General features: G+C 68.1%; 15 protein-coding genes. 14 read left to right on the top strand and 1 reads right to left on the bottom strand.

Translation table 11 applies throughout. From position 1 onward, the window contains the following. The first annotated feature begins 7 nt into the window (after positions 1-7). Genes ACFC1I_RS05545 through ACFC1I_RS05480 form a run of 14 tightly spaced genes read left to right on the top strand, consistent with a single transcriptional unit; the run spans position 8 to position 15,634 of the window. Complete coding sequence (locus tag ACFC1I_RS05545) at positions 8-1,084, top strand: Gfo/Idh/MocA family protein (protein WP_376006868.1); 1,077 nt, start codon at positions 8-10, stop codon at positions 1,082-1,084. After that, a complete protein-coding gene (locus ACFC1I_RS05540; RefSeq protein WP_376006867.1) occupies positions 1,081-2,076 on the top strand; it encodes an NAD-dependent epimerase/dehydratase family protein in 996 nt (331 codons plus the stop codon). Before ACFC1I_RS05545 ends, ACFC1I_RS05540 begins: the two co-directional genes overlap by 4 nt. After that, positions 2,073-3,215: a DegT/DnrJ/EryC1/StrS family aminotransferase gene (locus tag ACFC1I_RS05535; protein WP_376006866.1), complete on the top strand. Its 1,143-nt coding sequence runs from the start codon at positions 2,073-2,075 to the stop codon at positions 3,213-3,215. Before ACFC1I_RS05540 ends, ACFC1I_RS05535 begins: the two co-directional genes overlap by 4 nt. Next, positions 3,215-3,841, top strand: a complete 627-nt coding sequence (locus ACFC1I_RS05530) for a NeuD/PglB/VioB family sugar acetyltransferase (RefSeq protein WP_376006865.1) — start codon at positions 3,215-3,217, stop codon at positions 3,839-3,841. The genes ACFC1I_RS05535 and ACFC1I_RS05530 overlap by 1 nt, the downstream gene beginning before the upstream one ends. Next, positions 3,799-4,953, top strand: a complete 1,155-nt coding sequence (locus ACFC1I_RS05525) for a DegT/DnrJ/EryC1/StrS family aminotransferase (protein WP_376006864.1) — start codon at positions 3,799-3,801, stop codon at positions 4,951-4,953. The genes ACFC1I_RS05530 and ACFC1I_RS05525 overlap by 43 nt, the downstream gene beginning before the upstream one ends. Before the next feature lie 26 nt (positions 4,954-4,979). Then, entirely contained in the window at positions 4,980-6,176 is a 1,197-nt protein-coding gene (locus ACFC1I_RS05520) for a hypothetical protein (RefSeq protein ID WP_376006863.1), read from the top strand. Further along, positions 6,173-7,762, top strand: a complete 1,590-nt coding sequence (locus ACFC1I_RS05515; RefSeq protein WP_376006862.1) for a lipopolysaccharide biosynthesis protein — start codon at positions 6,173-6,175, stop codon at positions 7,760-7,762. The genes ACFC1I_RS05520 and ACFC1I_RS05515 overlap by 4 nt, the downstream gene beginning before the upstream one ends. Further along, positions 7,759-9,177 carry a glycosyltransferase gene (locus ACFC1I_RS05510; protein ID WP_376006861.1) on the top strand — a complete coding sequence of 473 codons (1,419 nt, stop codon included), beginning with the start codon at positions 7,759-7,761 and terminating at the stop codon, positions 9,175-9,177. The genes ACFC1I_RS05515 and ACFC1I_RS05510 overlap by 4 nt, the downstream gene beginning before the upstream one ends. Further along, positions 9,174-10,385 carry a glycosyltransferase family 1 protein gene (locus tag ACFC1I_RS05505; protein ID WP_376006860.1) on the top strand — a complete coding sequence of 404 codons (1,212 nt, stop codon included), beginning with the start codon at positions 9,174-9,176 and terminating at the stop codon, positions 10,383-10,385. Before ACFC1I_RS05510 ends, ACFC1I_RS05505 begins: the two co-directional genes overlap by 4 nt. Then, positions 10,382-11,704 carry a glycosyltransferase family 4 protein gene (locus ACFC1I_RS05500; RefSeq protein ID WP_376006859.1) on the top strand — a complete coding sequence of 441 codons (1,323 nt, stop codon included), beginning with the start codon at positions 10,382-10,384 and terminating at the stop codon, positions 11,702-11,704. The genes ACFC1I_RS05505 and ACFC1I_RS05500 overlap by 4 nt, the downstream gene beginning before the upstream one ends. After that, positions 11,701-13,260 (top strand): acyl-CoA ligase (AMP-forming), exosortase A system-associated, encoded by a 1,560-nt coding sequence (locus ACFC1I_RS05495; RefSeq protein ID WP_376006858.1) that lies wholly within the window; start codon positions 11,701-11,703, stop codon positions 13,258-13,260. The genes ACFC1I_RS05500 and ACFC1I_RS05495 overlap by 4 nt, the downstream gene beginning before the upstream one ends. After that, positions 13,257-14,483 carry a pyridoxal-dependent decarboxylase, exosortase A system-associated gene (locus ACFC1I_RS05490; RefSeq protein WP_376006857.1) on the top strand — a complete coding sequence of 409 codons (1,227 nt, stop codon included), beginning with the start codon at positions 13,257-13,259 and terminating at the stop codon, positions 14,481-14,483. Before ACFC1I_RS05495 ends, ACFC1I_RS05490 begins: the two co-directional genes overlap by 4 nt. A 15-nt stretch (positions 14,484-14,498) precedes the next feature. Next, positions 14,499-14,753 (top strand): acyl carrier protein, encoded by a 255-nt coding sequence (locus ACFC1I_RS05485; RefSeq protein WP_376006856.1) that lies wholly within the window; start codon positions 14,499-14,501, stop codon positions 14,751-14,753. Between the two features lie 17 nt (positions 14,754-14,770). Beyond that, entirely contained in the window at positions 14,771-15,634 is an 864-nt protein-coding gene (locus ACFC1I_RS05480; protein ID WP_376006855.1) for an aldo/keto reductase, read from the top strand. Here ACFC1I_RS05480 and ACFC1I_RS05475 read toward each other — a convergent pair. Continuing rightward, positions 15,623-17,299: a GMC oxidoreductase gene (locus tag ACFC1I_RS05475; RefSeq protein ID WP_376006854.1), complete on the bottom strand. Its 1,677-nt coding sequence runs from the start codon at positions 17,297-17,299 to the stop codon at positions 15,623-15,625. The two genes, ACFC1I_RS05480 and ACFC1I_RS05475, sit on opposite strands and share 12 nt — an antisense overlap. Between the last annotated feature and the right edge of the window lie 240 nt (positions 17,300-17,539).

Below are 17,539 nucleotides of genomic sequence, written 5' to 3'. Positions count from 1 at the left end.
GGAAGGAATGGGGGTGGTCGGCGTGTCTGAACGACTGAACGTCGCTGTGATCGGTGCTGGGTATTGGGGGCCGAATCTGGCCCGCAACTTCCGCGCCTCGGCAGGGTGGAACCTGGCAGCGATCTGCGACCTCGATCTGGTGCGCGCGCAGCGCGTCGCCGACGGCGTGGGCGGCGTGCCCGTGACGACGAGCCTGGAGGATGTGCTCGCCGACAGCACGATCGACGCGGTGGCGATCGCCACGCCGGCGCGCACGCATCATCCGATCGTGCTGTCGGCGCTGGAAGCAGGCAAGCACGTGATCGTGGAGAAGCCGCTCGCGGACACCCGCGAGCGGGGGGTCGAGATGGTGGAGCGGGCGCGCGAGAACGGTCTGGTCCTGATGGCCGACCACACCTACTGCTACACGCCCGCTGTGCTCAAGATCCGCGAGCTCATCGAGGAGGGTGCGCTCGGCGACATCCTCTTTGTCGACAGCGTCCGCATCAATCTCGGACTCATCCAGCCTGATGTCGACGTCTTCTGGGACCTTGCCCCCCACGACCTGTCGATCATGGACTTCATCCTCCCCGGGGGCCTGGACGTCACCTCGGTGTCGGCGCACGGCTCGGATCCTCTCAGCACCGGCAAGGCGTGCATCGGGTATCTCGCGATGCCCCTCACGAGCGGCGGAATCGCCCACGTTCATGTCAACTGGCTCAGCCCGACCAAGATCCGCCAGATGGTGATCGGCGGCACCAAGCGCACACTCGTCTGGGACGACCTCAACCCCCAGCAGCGGGTGAGCGTGTACGACCGCGGTGTCGATCTCGCGCTCCAATCGAAGGAGACCGCCGACACGCGGGCCGCGAACATCTCGTATCGGCTCGGTGATACGTGGGCGCCCGCACTGCCCGAGCGGGAGGCGCTTGCGAACGTGGCCGGTGAGTTCGCCGCCGCCATCCGTGAGCAGCGCCCGGCGCGCACCAGCGGCGAATCCGGCCTCCGCGTGCTCTCCGTCCTCGAAGCCGCCTCCGCAAGCCTCGGCGCATCCGGCGCGCCGAACCTCGTCGCGTCTCACATTAAGGAAGTGCAGGAAGCATGACCACCCTCGAAGGCACCCGCGTCCTCGTTACCGGCGGCGCTGGGACGATCGGCTCCACCCTCGTCGATCAGCTGCTGGATGCAGGAGTCGAACATATCGACGTGCTCGACAATCTCGTCCGCGGCCGCCGCGCCAACCTCGACGGAGCGCGAGCGTCCGGGCGCGTCGAGCTCATCGACGGCGACATCCGTGATGCGAATCTCGTCGATGACCTGACGGCCGACAAGGACGTGGTCTTCCACCAGGCAGCCATCCGCATCACGCAGTGCGCGGAAGAGCCGCGGCTGGCTCTGGAAGTACTCGTCGACGGGACGTTCAACGTCGTGGAGGCTGCGGCCAAGCATCGCGTGAAGAAGCTCATCGCCGCCTCGAGCGCGTCCGTCTACGGGATGGCGGAGGAGTTCCCGACGACGGAGCGCCACCACCACGAGAACAACGACACCCTGTACGGGGCGGCGAAGACCTTCAACGAGGGTCTGATCCGCAGCTTCCGTGCCATGGAGGGACTCGACTACGTCCTGCTGCGGTACTTCAACGTGTACGGCCCCCGCATGGATGTGCACGGCCTGTATACCGAGGTGCTCGTGCGGTGGATGGAGCGCATCGCCGACGGCAAGCCGCCGCTCATCTTCGGCGACGGCCGGCAGACGATGGATTTCGTGTGCGTGCCTGACATCGCGCGAGCCAACGTGCTCGCGGCGCAGAGCGACATCGTCGACGGCACCTACAACATCGCCAGCGGCACGGAGACCAGCCTGCTCGAGCTCGCCGAGGCGCTGCTGCGCGTGATGGGCTCCGACCTCGGCGTCGAGCATGGGCCCGAGCGCGCTGTCAACGGCGTCGTGCGTCGTCTCGCCGACACGTCCGCGGCGAAGCGTGACCTGGGATTCGAGGCGACCATCGGCATCGACGAGGGGCTCCGCCAGCTCGTGGAGTGGTGGCAGCCGCTGCGCGAGGAGATCGCCGCTGGACGGGTGGGCGTCGGTTCATGAGCGGGCGCATCAATGTGATGGTCCCCTGGCTCGGCCAGGAAGAAGCGGATGCCGTCGCCGCCGCGATCGCCAGCGGCTGGGTCGCGCAGGGCCCGCGGGTCGCACGCTTCGAGGAGGAGTTCGCGAGCACGATGCAGGCACGCTACGCCGTCGCGACCAGCAGCTGCACGACGGCCCTGCACCTCGCCCTCATCGTGGCGGGAGTCGGCCCGGGGGATGATGTCGTAGTCCCGTCGTTCTCGTTCATCGCGACCACGAACGCGGTCAAGTACGTCGGCGCGAACCCGGTGTTCGCCGAGGTCGATCCGGTCACAGGAAACGTCACGGGTCATACCGTCGCTGAAGCGCTCACCCCGCAGACGCGCGCTGTGATCGCCGTTGATCAGGGTGGCGTCCCCGTCGACATCGACGACATCCGCTCGTTCACCGATCAGCTCAACATCGTGGTGATCGAGGATGCCGCGTGCGGCGCCGGTTCAACTTACAAAGGGCGTCCGGTCGGCGCCGGCGCCGAGATCGCGGCGTGGTCCTTCCATCCCCGCAAGCTCCTCACGACGGGTGAGGGCGGCATGATCACGACGTCGAACCCCGACTGGGCAGATCGTGCGCGGCACCTCCGCGAGCACGCGATGAGCGTGTCCGCGGCCGACCGGCACACGTCGGTGCTACCGCCGGCGGAGGAGTACACCGAGGTCGGTTTCAACTTCCGCATGACCGATCTGCAGGCGGCGGTCGGACTCGTGCAGCTGGGCCGGCTGCCCGAGATCGTCGCTCGGCGCCGGGCGATCGCCGACCGGTACCAGCGCGCAATCGGCGATGTCGCCGGTCTTCGCGCAGTGACCGACCCCGAGTACGGCACCGGCAACTTCCAATCGTTCTGGGTGGAGGTGGGCGACGAGTATCCGACGGATCGCGACGGCTTGCTCGAGGCACTCGCGAACGCCGACATCTCGGCACGCCGCGGCATCATGGCGTCCCATCGTCAGCCCCCGTATCGTGCCTTGACGCCAGAGGGCGGTCTGCCCGTCACCGAGCGACTCAACGAGAACACCCTGATCCTCCCGGTCTTCCACCAGTTGACCGAAGAGGACCAGGACCGCGTGATCGCCGTCCTGCGCGCGCCGATCGAGGCGGCGTAGTGGCGGGGGGTCTCCTCCTCGTCGGTGCGAGCGGCCTCGCGCGCGAGGTCATCGCCGCGGGGATCACCGGCGTGGTCGGCGTCTTGGACGACAATGTCGACCTGCATGAGACTGAGATCGGCGGCATTCCCGTCGTCGGGTCCGTGGTGGATGCCGTCTCCCGGACCGAGTCCCTGCTGGTGTGCGTCGGCCCGAGTCAGAGTCGTCGCAACGTCGTGCGTCGATTCCGCAAGTTCGGGATCGACGAGGATCGGTACGCGACCTTCGTCGCCCGCTCGGCCCGGATCGGCCGTTCGAGCGACGTCGGGCCAGGCAGCATCCTGCTGGACAACGTGGTCGTGACGGCCGACGCCGCACTCGGCCGTCACGTGGTGGTGATGCCGAACTGCACGATCACACACGACGATGTCCTCGAAGACTTCGTCACTCTGGCGGCGGGCGTGTCGCTCGGGGGCACCGTCACGGTGGGCGAAGCGGCGTACCTCGGAATGAATGCGTCTGTTCGTCAGGGCCTGGCGATAGGCTCCGAGTCCACGGTGGGAATGGGGGCGGTCGTGCTGCAGGATGTCCCCGCGGAGGCGACGTGGGCCGGCGTGCCTGCTCGCGAGATCGGAGCACGCGCGTGAGCCCCAAAGTCCCCTTCCTCGATCTCGCCGCCCAGCAGGCGGAGATCGCCCAAGAGGTGCTCCCGGTCTGGCGCGAGCAGCTCACCTCGGCGTCATTCATCGGTGGGCCTGAGGTCGATGCGTTTGAGCACGAGTACGCCGAGTATGTCGGAGTCGGACACGTGGTCGGCGTCTCCAATGGCACCGACGCGCTCGAACTCGCGTATCGCGCGGTCGGCATCGGCTCCGGCGACGAGATCATCATGCCGGCGAACACGTTCATCGCGACCGCCGAGGCGGCCTCACGCATCGGCGCCGTGCCGGTCTTCGTGGACGTCGACGACGAGTACCTCCTGATCGATCCCGACGCGATCGAAGCGGCGATCACGCCCCGCACCAGGGCCATAGCGCCGGTGCACCTGTTCGGTCAGACAGCTCCCATGGAGCTGATCACGCCCCTCGCCGAGAAGCACGGTCTGGTCGTCGTGGAAGATGCGGCGCAGTCCCAGGGCGCGTCGGGTCCGGCCGGCCGCGCCGGCGCGCTGAGCCGCGTCGCGGCCACCAGTTTCTACCCGGGGAAGAACCTCGGAGCCGCCGGCGACGCCGGCGCGGTCCTGACCGATGATGCGGGAATCGCCGCGCTCATCCGCAACCTGGCCGCCCATGGCAGCTCGGTCAAGTACGTGCACGACCACATCGGGATGAACGCTCGCTTGGACGCCGTCCAGGCCACGGTGCTGCGCGCGAAGCTCCGCCGACTCGACGGCTGGAACGCCGCGCGGCGCGCGGCGGCGGCCCGCTATGGCGACCTGCTCGCGCAGATCGACGATGTTCGGCTTCCCGCGGTGCGTCCAGGCAACGAAGACGTCTGGCACCTGTACGTCGTGCGCGTCGACGAGAGGGATCGCGTCATGGCCGAACTCGGTGCCGCCGGCATCGGCGTCGGCATCCATTACCCCACGGCGGTGCACCTGACCGAGGCCTACGAGGGGCTCGGTTACCGCCGGGGCCAGTTCCCCGTCGCCGAGCGGGCGGCGGACAGCATCCTCTCCTTGCCGATGTTCCCCCACCTCACCGAAGTGCAGCAGACCACTGTGGCCGATCGGCTGCGGGACGCGGTGCCGCCGAGATGACTCCGCGCCGGAGGACGGTCGAGCGGGTGCTCGTCCACCTCAACAGCCTTGAGCTGGGAGGGACGCAGATCAACGCCGTGGATCTGGCCGTGCAGGTCCGCGAGAACGGCATCGAGTCAGTGCTCGTCGGTGCGCGCGATACCCTTCCGGAAGGCCCGTCTCTGCTCGACATCGCGCGGGATCGCGGTATCGGCATCGAGCTGTACGATCCCGAGGCATCCATCCTCGCGCGGGGACGGCAGCTCACGGGCCTTGCGCGACGTCACCGCGCAGACCTGGTGCACGTCTACGGCTCATGGGGCGGGGGAGCGCGCCCCACCTACTGGGGGTTCTCCCGTTTCGGCCGCCGACCCTGGGTTCAGACGGTGTACGAGATGGAGGTGTCGCCCAAGATCAAGCTGCAGATGCCGCTGATCGTGGGCACCGGGTATCTCGTAGACGACATGCGGACCCGCCCCGGCCGCACGATCCTGATCAGTCCGCCCGTCGACACCGATGCCGATCGTCCTGATGCGGCCGCGGCGGCCGCGTTCCGGTCGGAACACGACATCGACGGCACCCTGCTGGTGATCGTGAGCCGACTGGACGCGAGCATGAAGGCGATGCCCATCGGCGTCGCGATCGAGTCGATGCGCGACCTCGCCTCCGATGCGACTCTCGCTATCGTCGGTGCCGGCGATGACGCGTCGCGCCTGCGGGCCATCGGCGCACAGGTCAACGAATCCGTCGGTCGCGAAGCTGTCCGCTTCATCGGCCCGATGGCCAATCCCCGTCCGGCGTACGCCGCGGCTGACATCATGCTCGGCATGGGAGGCTCCGCCGCTCGCTCCCTCTCCTTTGCGAAGCCGCTCGTGGTGCAGGGCGAAGCGGGCTGGTCGCAACTGTTCGAGGAGAGCACCGCCCCCTCGCTTGCGCGCAACAGCTACTGGAGCCCCGACCCCGACCCGAGCCCTCGCGCTCGTCTGACGGGGATCCTGCAGCCGCTCATCGCAGACCAGGCCTGGCGATCGGAACTCGGCGCGTTCGGCCGGCGATTCGCGATCGAGCGGTTCGGGCTGACCGCGATGGCGGCGAAACTTGCGGGGTTCTACCGCGAGTCTGCCACCTCGTACGACCTGCGGAAGTGGAGTGCCGACCTGCCTCCGGAAGTGGCCATCCTCGCGAGGAAGGTCGGCCGGCGCGCCGGCCTGCGCCTGCCTTCCGACGACGAGGTCGAACCGTGAGCGACGAACGGTCCGAGAGCAACCGCGCCGTCGCGCAGGGCGCGGATGTCCCCGAGCTCGACGTCGTCGCCTCGATCGACCCGAACGCGGCCCAGCCGCCGCAGGCCGCAGTCGGGCGGAGCGCGACCGGCGGGGTGATCTGGCTCACGGCGCAGAAGTGGGTCATCCGCATCTTCAGCTTCGTGACGATAGCGCTGCTCACCCGCCTGCTCAGCCCGGAAGATTTCGGCACGCTGGCTGCGGCGTCGACGATCCTGCCCTTCTTCTACCTGCTCGCCGATCTGGGCTTCGCGGCCTACATCGTGCAGGTGGCAAGAACCACAGAGCGCATGCTGAGCACCGCCTTCTGGTTCTCGCTCTCTGCCGGCGTGGTGCTCTGCGGGCTGCTGTGGGCCATCGCCCCGCTGATGGGCGGGGTTTTCGGTAACTCCGACGTCGTTCCGGTCCTTCGCGCGCTGTCGCTGTGGGTCATCGTGACGGCGATCGGTTCGGTCCCGATGGCGATCATGAGGCGCGAGATGCGGTTCGGCGTCATAGCCGGACAGGGCGCCGCGGCGGCCGTCGTCGCGCAGATCGTGGCACTCGTGATGGCTTTCACGGGATTCGGGGTGTGGGCACTCGTGGCGCAGACGCTCGTCGCTCCTGTGATCTCGACGATCCTGATCTGGATCAGCGCCCGCTGGCGGCCGCACTGGGCGTTCGACCGGACGGCGTTCGGAGGGATGTTCCGCTTCGGAGGGCAGGTGCTCGGCGTCGAGTTCGTTGCGATGCTCCGTGCGTGGGGTGAGGCGGCGGTCACGTCTGCGACCCTCGGCGCTGCGGCCCTGGGCTATATGAGCGTGGCGCAGCGGCTCGTGCAGATCGTGCAGGACCTCACCGGCAGCGCGATCGTTCCGGTGACGAACGTGGCGTTCGCGAAGATCCGCGAGTCGGCCGAGCGGCTTCAGGCCGCGTATCTGCGCGCCCTTCGACTCGTGTACGTCGTGCTGTCGATGCCGTTGACGATCGTTGCCGTCGGTGCGCCGCTCCTGGTTCCGATCTTGTTCGGCGACGGGTGGGAGCAGAGCGTGCCAGTGGCTCAGGTCTTGGCGCTGGCCGGCACGTTGTCGGTCGCGGCCTGGCTCGACCATGGCCTGTTCTACGGCATCGGCAAGCCCGGCACGTGGTTCGTATACGCCCTGATCACGGATGCGGTCACCTTGCTCACCACCATCGTCACGGCACGATGGGGGCTCGTCGCGATCGCCTGGGGATTCCTCGGAGTCGCCGTCTGCGCAACCGTCGCGCGGTGGTTCCTCGTCCGCCGGGTCCTGCGAGCGCGTCTCGGCTCGATCGTGCGGCCGGCGGGCTACCTCATCGTGGTCGTCGCGGTTTCCGGTGCCGGCGGCTGGGGCGTCCTGCTCCTCACCGCTGCACTCCCCACGATCCTGTCGCTGGGCCTGGTCGCCGCGACGGTCGCCGTCCTGCACTTCGCCGTCAGCCTGCTGCTGGCGAGGTCCGCGCTCGTCGACGCGGCAGCCATGGCGGCAGGCACGGGCCTCGGTGCACGCCTGCCGTTCCTGTCGCGGATCGGAGGAGTCAAATGAGCGCGCGGGCGTCACGGCGCTACATCCGTGCGCGCACGGCGGCCGCGTTCTTTGCGGCGTTAGTCGGGATCACAGACGCGCTGCCGCCTCGGATCCGGTACGGCTACGTGCACCGACTGACCGGGCTCCTGTGGCGACGGCCGCTCCCTGCGCTCACCTTCTCGCCTGCCAGGCCCGCAGTCGAAGGACCGAGCTCCTCTGACCTCGGCGAGGACGCGATCGTCTGCGCGCTGCTCACGGGCGCGATGGACGTCGGCGGCATCGGCTCGGTCGTCGAAGTGCTGGCGACCTCACTGCCGCGTGCCGGGGTGCGCCCCGTCGTGGTCTGCACCGAGGACGGCACGCGGGCGAACCGCCTCCGCGCCGCGGGGGTAGACGTGCGGGTGGCCGTTGCCGAGGACGACGCGCAGCGCGTCTTCGCCGAGCTCGCACCCCAGGTCGCGCAGCTGCACGCGGCACCCGAGCACCTTGTCTCTGCCGCTCAGCGACGAGGGATCCCCGTCGTCCCGGTCCTGCACAACACCGAGATCCACTATTCCCGCGCGCGCTGGCGCCGCTTCGCGGAGCTCCTCCAATCCTCCGCCGCGGCCATCGCGGTGAGCGAACTCGTGAGGGACTACCACGCGCGGCACGTCCCCGCGTCGACGGTCGAGCTGATCCGGGTCGTTCCGAATGCGATCCCGGCGCAGGCTCCCGTCACCGCGGACGAACGACGCAACTCCCGGGATGCCCTGGCCACGGTTCTCGGCGCTGACCTCGGGGACGACATCGTTTTCGTCTGCCTCGCACGCTACGACTCGCAGAAGAACATCGCGGGTCTGGTCGCCGCGTTCGGGAAGGAGGTGACGGATGTCTCGGCCCGCCTGGTCGTCGCCGGTGAACCGTCCGACTGGGTCGAGCTGCGCCGCGCGGACGCAATCCGGCGCAGCGCGCCCGGCGCCGACCGGATCGCCCTGCTCGGCGCATCGGACGCGCGCGCGCTCCTCGCCGCCGCGGACGCCTTCGTCCTCGATTCGTTCTTCGAGGGATGGCCGGTTGCCGCGACCGAGGCGGCGGCGTTCGCCCTTCCCCTCGTGCTGGCGGACTTCGGTGGTGCGCGGGAACTGGTCGCCCGGGACGTCGGCGCCTCCGTGCTCGTCGCCAATGCCACCGGCCCAGCCGCCCTGGTCTCCGACCGGCGAGTTGCGCGCGCGCGGCGGGGTGTGCGTCGACAGCCGAACGCTGCGGCCGTCGGCGTGGCGGTCGACAACGTCGCCTCACGGGTGCGTACCGGCGCGAGACCGCGGGTTCTGTCGTCCTCGGAGTTGATAGACGCGATGACCGATGGGCACGCCGCCGTGCTGCGTTCGGTCGCCGCAGGCCGAGACGGTACCGTCGGGGGCGCACGTGATGCGTTCGGGGGGATTTCGCGATGAACTGGTTTGCCGGTGTCCTTTCGAAGGCTCAGCGCGCGCGGCGTGTGGGCGTCGTCGGGGTCGCCCAGCGCGTCGCCCAGCGGATGTACCTGCGGACCGGTGCCGCCGAGTTGTGGTTCAACCTCGCGTTCGACGACATCCTCCCCGACGTGCCCGGTGAACTTCCCGTGCCTGCGTCGCCGCCCGACCGCGCGGACCGACTCACGATCGGGTGGGTATCGACACCGCCTGCCCCCGGGTCAGGCGGGCATACCACCCTCTTCCGGATGGTGGAGGCGCTGGAGTCGAGGGGGCACCGCTGCGTCGTCTACCTTTACGACAAGCACGGGCTCGACGTCGATCGGGCTACGCACACGATCAGGCGCCACTGGCCGCACATCCAAGCGGAGGTGCGCGACATCACCGCAGGGGTGCGGGGTGTGGATGCGATCGTCGCCTCCGGATGGGAGTCCGCCCACCTCATCGTGCGCTACGGTACGGAGCCGGTGCGGCGGCTCTACTTCATCCAGGACTACGAGCCGTTCTTCTACGGGCACGGGGCCGAGCACGAGCTCGCAGCGATGACCTACCGCATGCCGTTCCGCCGTATCGCTCTCGGGCAGATGCTCGACCGGATGATCCGCGAAGAGACTGGACTCTCGAGCGATGTCGTCCCGTTCGGGTGCGACTCGGCGGTGTACCGACCCCCCGCTCCCGCAAAGAGACGGTCGGGCATCGTGTTCTTCTCGCGCCCCGACTTCGCCCGCCGCGGATACCAAATCGCCGTCGTCGCCCTGCGGCTGTTCCACGAGCGGCACCCCGAGCAGCAGATCCACGTGTATGGGGCGCCGCCACGCGGGCTCGGCATCCCCCACACCTTCCACGGCAGGCTGACCACTGCCGAGCTCAACGACCTGTACGGGCGCACCATCGCAGGGCTCGCCATGTCGTTCACCAACATCACGTTGGTGGCGGAGGAGATGCTCGCGGCGGGGAACATCCCCATCGTGAACGACATCGCCTCCGCGCACGATGTTCTCCCGAACCGGCACGTTCGCTGGGCGCGCCCGACGGGGGCCGCCCTCGCCGAACAGCTGAGCATCGCTGTCAGCGCCACCGACGTCGATACCCGAGCCGCCGAGGCGGCAGCCTCCGTCGTAGGCCGTTCCTGGGAACCCACGAAGGAGGCCGTGGTGCGCATCATCGAGGAAGAGGTCTACGGCTCATGACGTCACCCCATGTCCTGATCATCGTTCAGAATCTGCCTGTGCCGCTCGACAGGCGGGTCTGGCTGGAATGCCAGGCGCTCATCGCCCGGGGCTACCGGGTGAGCGTGATCTGCCCGAAGGGGCCCGGCGATCCCGGGCGTCAGCACATCGACGGTGTCGACATCTTCAAGTACGCTCCCGCTCCCGAGGCGGAGGGGCTCCTCGGGTTCGCTTGGGAGTTCGCGTACAGCTGGGTCCGCACCGCCTGGCTCTCGCTCGCGGCGTGGCGCAACCGTCGCTTCGACATCATCCAGGCCTGCAATCCGCCGGATACGTACTGGCTACTCGCGCTGCTGTGGCGAGTGCGCGGGGTGAGGTTCGTCTTCGACCACCACGACCTGAACCCGGAGCTGTTCATTTCGCGCTTCGGCCGTCCCACCGGAATCCTCAAGCGTCTGGAGTATCGGGCGTTGCGGTGGCTGGAGCGCCGGACATTCCGCGCGGCCGATCGCATCATTTCGACCAACGAGTCCTACAAGGCTGTCGCAGTCCGTCGCGGTGACCGTCGACCGGGCCACATCACCGTTGTCAGAAGCGGGCCGGACACCGAGCAGATGCGACCCATCTACCCCGCCGACCCTCGCCCGGCGGACAGCATCGAGCTGGTCTATCTCGGCATCATGGGTCCGCAGGACGGCGTCGATCAGGTGCTCCTCGTCGTTGACGAACTGGTCAATGGGCGAGGCCGCACAGAGGTCACCGCAACCCTGCTGGGGTTCGGAGATTGTCTCGAGGATCTCAAAGCACAGTCTGCTCGACTGGGGCTCGACGATCGCGTGACGTTCACCGGGCGGGTCGATCGCGTGGCGATCGCGGAGTATCTGAGCCGTGCCGACATCGGGCTGTGCCCCGACCTCAAGACGCCCCTGAACGACCTCTCGACAATGAACAAGACGATGGAGTACATGTCGTACGGGCTGCCCGCGGTCTCGTTCGACCTTGTGGAGACCCGTGTGTCGGGAGCCGACGCGCTGCTGTACGCGCCCTCGGGAGACATCGCGTCTTTCGCGGACCGTATCGAGCAGCTCATCGACGACCCGGCGCTGCGCGTAGAACTCGGCCGCAAGGCGCGTGCCCGGGTGTCGACCGAGCTCGACTGGCGGCCGCAGGCCGAGGCTTACGTCGCCGTTTTCGACGAGGTCTCCGGTTTCTCTCAGCCGGGACCCGCGGTGCCGGAGGGCAACGGCGCATGTGACGCTGACGCCCAGGGCCGCCGCTACGTCGATCTGGACGACGACGTCGAGTTCGATCGCTTCCTCATGGAGAGGCGCGCCCCGTGATCCGCACGAACTTCCACCACCTCCTCGCAGGGACGGCCGCGGCGTCCCCGGACGATCCCGCGCTCAGCTACAAAGGCACGACAGTGAGCTACGCGGCGGCCTGGGCGGTCGCTCAGGCGGTGGCCACGACGCTGCTCGAGCTCGGGCTGGAACGTGGCGACAGGGTCGCCATCTACCTCGAGAAGCGGATCGAGACGGTGCTCGGGCTGTTCGGCGCCTCGGCGGCGGGAGGCATGTTCGTTCCCGTGAACCATGTCCTCAAGGCCCCGCAGGTGGGCCACATTCTGGCCGACAGTGGCGCGCGGTACCTGATCACGTCGGCAGACCGCCTCGCGCAACTGACCGATACGCTGTCCGGCGTCGCCGTCGAGCACGTGATCCTCGTGGGGGCGAGCGACGTGGCGGCGCCTGTGGCCGGCGTCCACGCCTGGCCCGACGCCGCAGCTGCCGGGGCATCCGTCCGTCTCCCGGCCGTGCTCGACATCGATCCGGCAGCGATCCTGTACACGTCGGGGAGCACCGGAAAGCCGAAGGGAGTGGTGCTGAGCCACCGCAACCTCATCGTCGGTGCCGAGAGCGTGAGCACCTACCTCGGCAACACCGCCGACGACGTCATCCTCAGTGTCCTCCCGCTCAGTTTCGACGCCGGGCTCAGCCAAGTGACGACCGCCTTCGCGGTCGGGGCGCACTGCGTCCTGATGAACTACCTGCTCCCGCGTGACGTCCCCAAGCTGTGTGCGCAATACGGCGTGACCGGGCTGACGTGCGTGCCGCCGCTGTGGATCCAGTTGGCAGAGGCTCCCTGGCCGGCCGAAGCGGCCGAACGCTTGCGTTACTTCGCCAACACGGGAGGACGGATGCCGCGGGCCACGCTCGACAAGCTCCGGGACACCTTCTCTCAGGCTGATCCGTATCTGATGTACGGGCTGACCGAGGCGTTCCGGTCGACCTACCTGGATCCGGCGGAGGTGGACAGGCGGCCCGACTCCATCGGCAAGGCGATACCGAATGCCGAGATCCTCGTCCTGCGCCCCGACGGCACAGTGTGCGAGCCGGGGGAGGAGGGTGAGCTGGTCCACCGGGGCGCGCTTGTCGGACTCGGGTACTGGAAGGACCCGGTGCGCACTCGTGAGAGGTACAAGCCGATCGACCGTCCCGGAGACGAATGGCGCACCCCCGAGCTGGCAGTCTGGTCCGGAGACACCGTCACCGCGGACGAGGACGGCTTCCTGTATTTCGTCGGCCGCAAGGATGACATGATCAAGACGTCCGGATACCGTGTGAGCCCCACCGAGATCGAAGAGGCGGCCTACAGTACGGGACTGGTGCGCGACGCGGTGGCAGTCGGCGTCGAGGACGCGACGCTGGGGCAGCGGGTGGTTCTGGTCGCGACCCCGGTGAACGGCAACCTCGACGTTGCAGGGCTCACCGTGGCACTGCGTCAACGGCTGCCGCTGTACATGGTGCCCACGTATGTGGAGGCGAGGGACGAGCTGCCCCGGTCTCCGAACGGCAAGTTCGATCGCAATCTGATCAAGGCGGAGGTATCCGGATGAAGCCGGCCGAGCATGTCGAGGCGTTCGGGACCGTCGATGGCGAACTGCAGGTGGGCGGCATGCCGCTGAGCAGGTTGGCGGCGCGGGTCGGCTCGACCCCGTTCTTCGCATACGACCGCGGCCTGCTGGATGCGCGGGTCGACCTGTTGCGCGCAGCTCTGCCGAAGCGGGTCGAGCTCAGCTTCGCGATGAAGGCGAACCCGATGCCCGCGATCGTTCAGCATCTCGCCCGACGGGTCGACCGGATCGACGTCGCGTCAGGCCTCGAGATGCAGGCAGCTCTCGACACCGAGATCAGGCCTGACCGAGTCAGCTTCGCCGGTCCCGGCAAGACGCCGGCGGAGATCCGGCAGGCGGTCGCGGCAGGGATCATCGTCGAGATCGAATCGACGACGGAGCTGCGAAGGGTCATCGCGGCCGGGGACGATCTGGGGCTCACGCCACGGGTCGCGATCCGCGTGAATCCCGACTTCGCGGTCAAAGGGTCCGGTATGCGGATGGGCGGTGGGCCCCAGCAGTTCGGCATCGACGCGGAGCAGATCCCTGAGGTACTCCGCGAATATTCCGGGACGGGCATAGATCTGCTCGGCTTTCATGTCTTCGCCGGCTCGCAGAACCTGAACGCCGAGATCATCTCCGAGGCCCAGCGTCGCACGGTCGATCTGGTCGCGGTGCTCGCCGACGGACTGGCCGGTCCGTTGCGATACCTCAACCTCGGTGGCGGGTTCGGGATCCCCTACACCGACCGAGATCAGCCACTCGACCTTCCCGCTGTGGCGGCGAACCTCCACGAACTCGTGGAGGGCCCGATCGCTGAGCGATTCCCCGACGCGAGCCCGGTGATCGAACTGGGCCGCTACCTCGTCGGCGAATCCGGGGTCTACGTCACGCGGGTCGTCGATCGCAAGATCAGCCGCGGCAAGACGTTCCTGGTCGTCGACGGTGGAATGCACCACCAGCTCGCGGCCTCTGGCAATTTCGGGCAGGCGATCCGCCGCAACTACCCACTCGTCGTCGGCAACCGGGCGGACTCGGCCGGAGACGTGGGCGTCAACGTCGTCGGTTGCCTCTGCACCCCCCTCGATCTCCTGGGCGACGACGTCGTGCTGCCGCCCGCAGAGATCGATGACCTGATCGTCATCTTCCAGGCCGGAGCATACGGTCTCACGGCCAGTCCCACCGCTTTCCTGGGGCACCCGGCCCCAGCCGAAGTCCTCGTCTGAACCTAAGGAGCACACATGACCGCCACCATCGACGCCGTCCGAGGCGTACTCATCGAGACGCTCGAGCTGCAGCAGTCGCCGAACGAGCTCACCGAGGAGACCGCGCTGTTCGGTGCTCTTCCCGAGCTCGATTCGTTCGGCGTCGTCGCGCTCGTCGGCGCGCTCGAGGATCGCTTCGACATCATCATCGACGACGACGAATTCGGCGCCGAGCTGTTCGAGACCGTCGGCACGCTCACGCAGTTCGTCGACTCCAAGCTTCCGGCCTGAGCCCAGGCCGCGCCGAAATGGAGCGACGTAACGTCGGAGGCTTTGATGTCTCCGTTCTGGGGCTGGGGACGTCACGCCTGGCATCGATGGGCTCGGGGCGATCCAAGTCGGATGCGAAGACTCTGCTGGCGGCGGCGCGCGACTGCGGGATCACCCTGATAGACACCGCCGACACCTACGGCTCGACCGCATCGGAGAGATGGATCGGTGAACTGACGCAGGCGGATCGCGACGACTGGGTCGTCGTGACCAAGACCGGTCTTCCTACCGTCGACCTGCCGGGCCCGCTGCGGGCGCTCAATCAGCCGGCCAAGAAGCTGAAGCAGGCGCGCAACGGGGGGTCGTTCGAACTCGACCGCACATCGCTCATGCGCAGGATCGAGCGGAGTCTGCAGCGGCTGCGGCGCGAGCGCATCGAGATATTCCTGCTGCATCTGCCGCCTGCCACGATCGTCGACGATGAGCAGCTGCGCGACATACTGCAAGAGGCTCAGCGTGAGGGCAAGATCGCGCAGTTCGGGGTGTCCACCGACGAGCTGCCGACGATCGACGCGATCGGGCGTACGTGGGGCTGCACCGTCGCGGAAACCGCGGTGAATCGCTGGAACGGCGTGCAAGGGGTTGCCGGTGTCGCGCGCGATATGGACATCATCGCGAACCATGCCATGGGCTCGCCCGCCCAGCGACGGGAGCTTCTCGCCCGGGAGAGCGCGTCATCGACTCCGCACCCGGCGTCGCCGCTCGGCCGACGCCTCCTACGGCATGCCGCCGCAGTCCCGGGCGTGAAGGTCGTGCTGACGGGAACGAGCGATCCTGCGCACCTGAGGGAGAACGCCCGGGCGTTCGACACACCCGTCTCGGCGGACGACCTAGGAGCGTGATGGTTTCTGATCCGTGGCCAGGTGGTCGGCGAGACGGAGGGCCAGAGCGACGATCGTGAGCGTAGGGTTGGCATGTCCAGATGTCGGCATCACCGAGGAGCCGACGACATAGAGATTGTCCACGCCGTGGACTCGGCAGTCGCGATCGACCACGCCGTCTGACGGGTCGCGCGACATCCGCGTGGTTCCGATGTGATGGGCGCCGGAGTTGACCTGCCGTGTCGACGCCTCGACCGCGTCGCGCAGCTCGTTCTCATCGAATTGCAGGTGTCCGAGACCCGTCGTGCGAAGTCGCTCGTCGAGGAGATGATGACAGCCGACGACGCTGTCGACATCGAGCTGCGTCGCACCCGGCGTCACCACGATCCGCCGCATGCCCATCGCGTCACGTTCGTCGCTCAAGGTCAGCCGCGCATCGGGATGGGGTACCTGCTCCGCCTGGAATTGCAGGTGGTAACTGGTCGAGCCGTCCGGGGGAAGGACCGCGGGCAGGCGGCGCTTCCCCACGTACCGTCCGACGATCGCGCGGTAGATCTCGGGGACGGCGCTCGGGAGGTGCCGGAAGAAGACGCCCAGGTGATTGGCGATCGCCTGACGCTCTTCCCGGAGATGGGACAGCGCGCGCGTGGGACGCCGGACCGCCGCGATGAGGGTCTTGAAGAGGAACACGCCGGAGAACAAGGCGCTGCGATGTCCGGTCGCGCCGGTGGGGGGCCGGACCGGGAAGAACACCGTGTTCAGGAGCGAGTGCTGCTGTTGCGCGTCCGGGGCGATCCAGATCCTGCGGCGGCAGTAGACGCCGTGGGCATCCCGGTCGAAGGCGACGTGGGCGGGCGGCGCATCGGCCGAGAGCTCCATCGTGGCGAGACATCCGAACAGGTGTGTCTGGTAGTAGCGTCCGAGCTTGCCGGAGTGATTGCCGATTCCGTCCAGCGCGACGTCGCACGAGTGCATCAGAATTCGTGCGTTCTCCAAGCCTCCTGCGGCGAGGACGAATGTGCCGGCGTCGATCCTGCGCGATACGCCCGTCGGACTCGTGACGATGATATGAGCCACTGAACGGCCGTCGGATGCGAGCTGGACGTGGGTGCATGTCGCATTGCGCACGGCGACGACTCGGGACGAAGCGGCCAAGCGGCGTCCGTAGCGCTTGCCGAAATGCGTGGGCGGGCTCCAGCGCTCGAGCTGATACGTGGTCACGCCGTCACCGTCCAGGCCGCGGAGGAGCCCGGGAGTGTCGGGAAGCGCCTGTCGTGCGTCGAACGACATCTCGCCCGCCTCGCACAGCTCCATGGCGATCTCGTAGTGCGAGTCGAGTTCCGATCGCGGAAAGGGCCAACCGCTCTCGGGCACCCACTCGCGACGCTCGAAGTCGAGCGCGTCGAATGGGATGCAGCGGCCTCCCCAGACCGCCGATGCCCCACCCCACTGACGTCGGCGGTTCTCCTCGAGCGGTTCGTGGCTGCCGACCGGATCCGCCGAACCGCGGTTCAAATCGCGCGCGGGCTCGGTCTCGCGGACGCCGCCGGATTCGATGAGCAGGACCGAGTGACCGAGCTCCTCGAGACGCAGAGCGAGGGAGATGCCCGCGGGCCCCGCGCCTACCACGCACACATCGGCGGTCGGCAGCTCGACAGGCATTCGCCGACGCGCATCGATGATCACTGCCGCATCCTTTCACCCAGCCTCCACGGGCCGTGGCGCTTATAGTACTGATACGCACTGGCCCCGAAGCGTGCCCAGGCCCATCCGTCCGCCGAACTCGAATCCGATCGCTGAGGTGCCGATGCTCACGACCGCGCTCCTTCCCGGACTTCTGGCGATGCGGGGAGTCGGTGCCCCCGAGGTCGCCCTTCCGCCCGGTGCTGCCACGTCGACCTTCGACAGCGTGGTGCTGAGTCATTG

It is taken from the genome of Microbacterium sp. NPDC056044 (genome assembly GCF_042267145.1).
GTDB lineage: Bacteria > Actinomycetota > Actinomycetes > Actinomycetales > Microbacteriaceae > Microbacterium.
The sequence above is the reverse complement of the archived record's forward strand: the minus strand, read 5'-3'. Positions and strand labels throughout refer to the sequence as shown.

Coding starts and splice junctions, on each gene's coding strand:
- ACFC1I_RS05545 (WP_376006868.1), top strand. CDS start 8: ATGGGGGTGGTCGGCGTGTCTGAACGACTGAACGTCGCTGTGATCGGT.
- ACFC1I_RS05540 (WP_376006867.1), top strand. CDS start 1,081: ATGACCACCCTCGAAGGCACCCGCGTCCTCGTTACCGGCGGCGCTGGG.
- ACFC1I_RS05535 (WP_376006866.1), top strand. CDS start 2,073: ATGAGCGGGCGCATCAATGTGATGGTCCCCTGGCTCGGCCAGGAAGAA.
- ACFC1I_RS05510 (WP_376006861.1), top strand. CDS start 7,759: ATGAGCGCGCGGGCGTCACGGCGCTACATCCGTGCGCGCACGGCGGCC.
- ACFC1I_RS05505 (WP_376006860.1), top strand. CDS start 9,174: ATGAACTGGTTTGCCGGTGTCCTTTCGAAGGCTCAGCGCGCGCGGCGT.
- ACFC1I_RS05500 (WP_376006859.1), top strand. CDS start 10,382: ATGACGTCACCCCATGTCCTGATCATCGTTCAGAATCTGCCTGTGCCG.
- ACFC1I_RS05490 (WP_376006857.1), top strand. CDS start 13,257: ATGAAGCCGGCCGAGCATGTCGAGGCGTTCGGGACCGTCGATGGCGAA.
- ACFC1I_RS05485 (WP_376006856.1), top strand. CDS start 14,499: ATGACCGCCACCATCGACGCCGTCCGAGGCGTACTCATCGAGACGCTC.
- ACFC1I_RS05480 (WP_376006855.1), top strand. CDS start 14,771: ATGGAGCGACGTAACGTCGGAGGCTTTGATGTCTCCGTTCTGGGGCTG.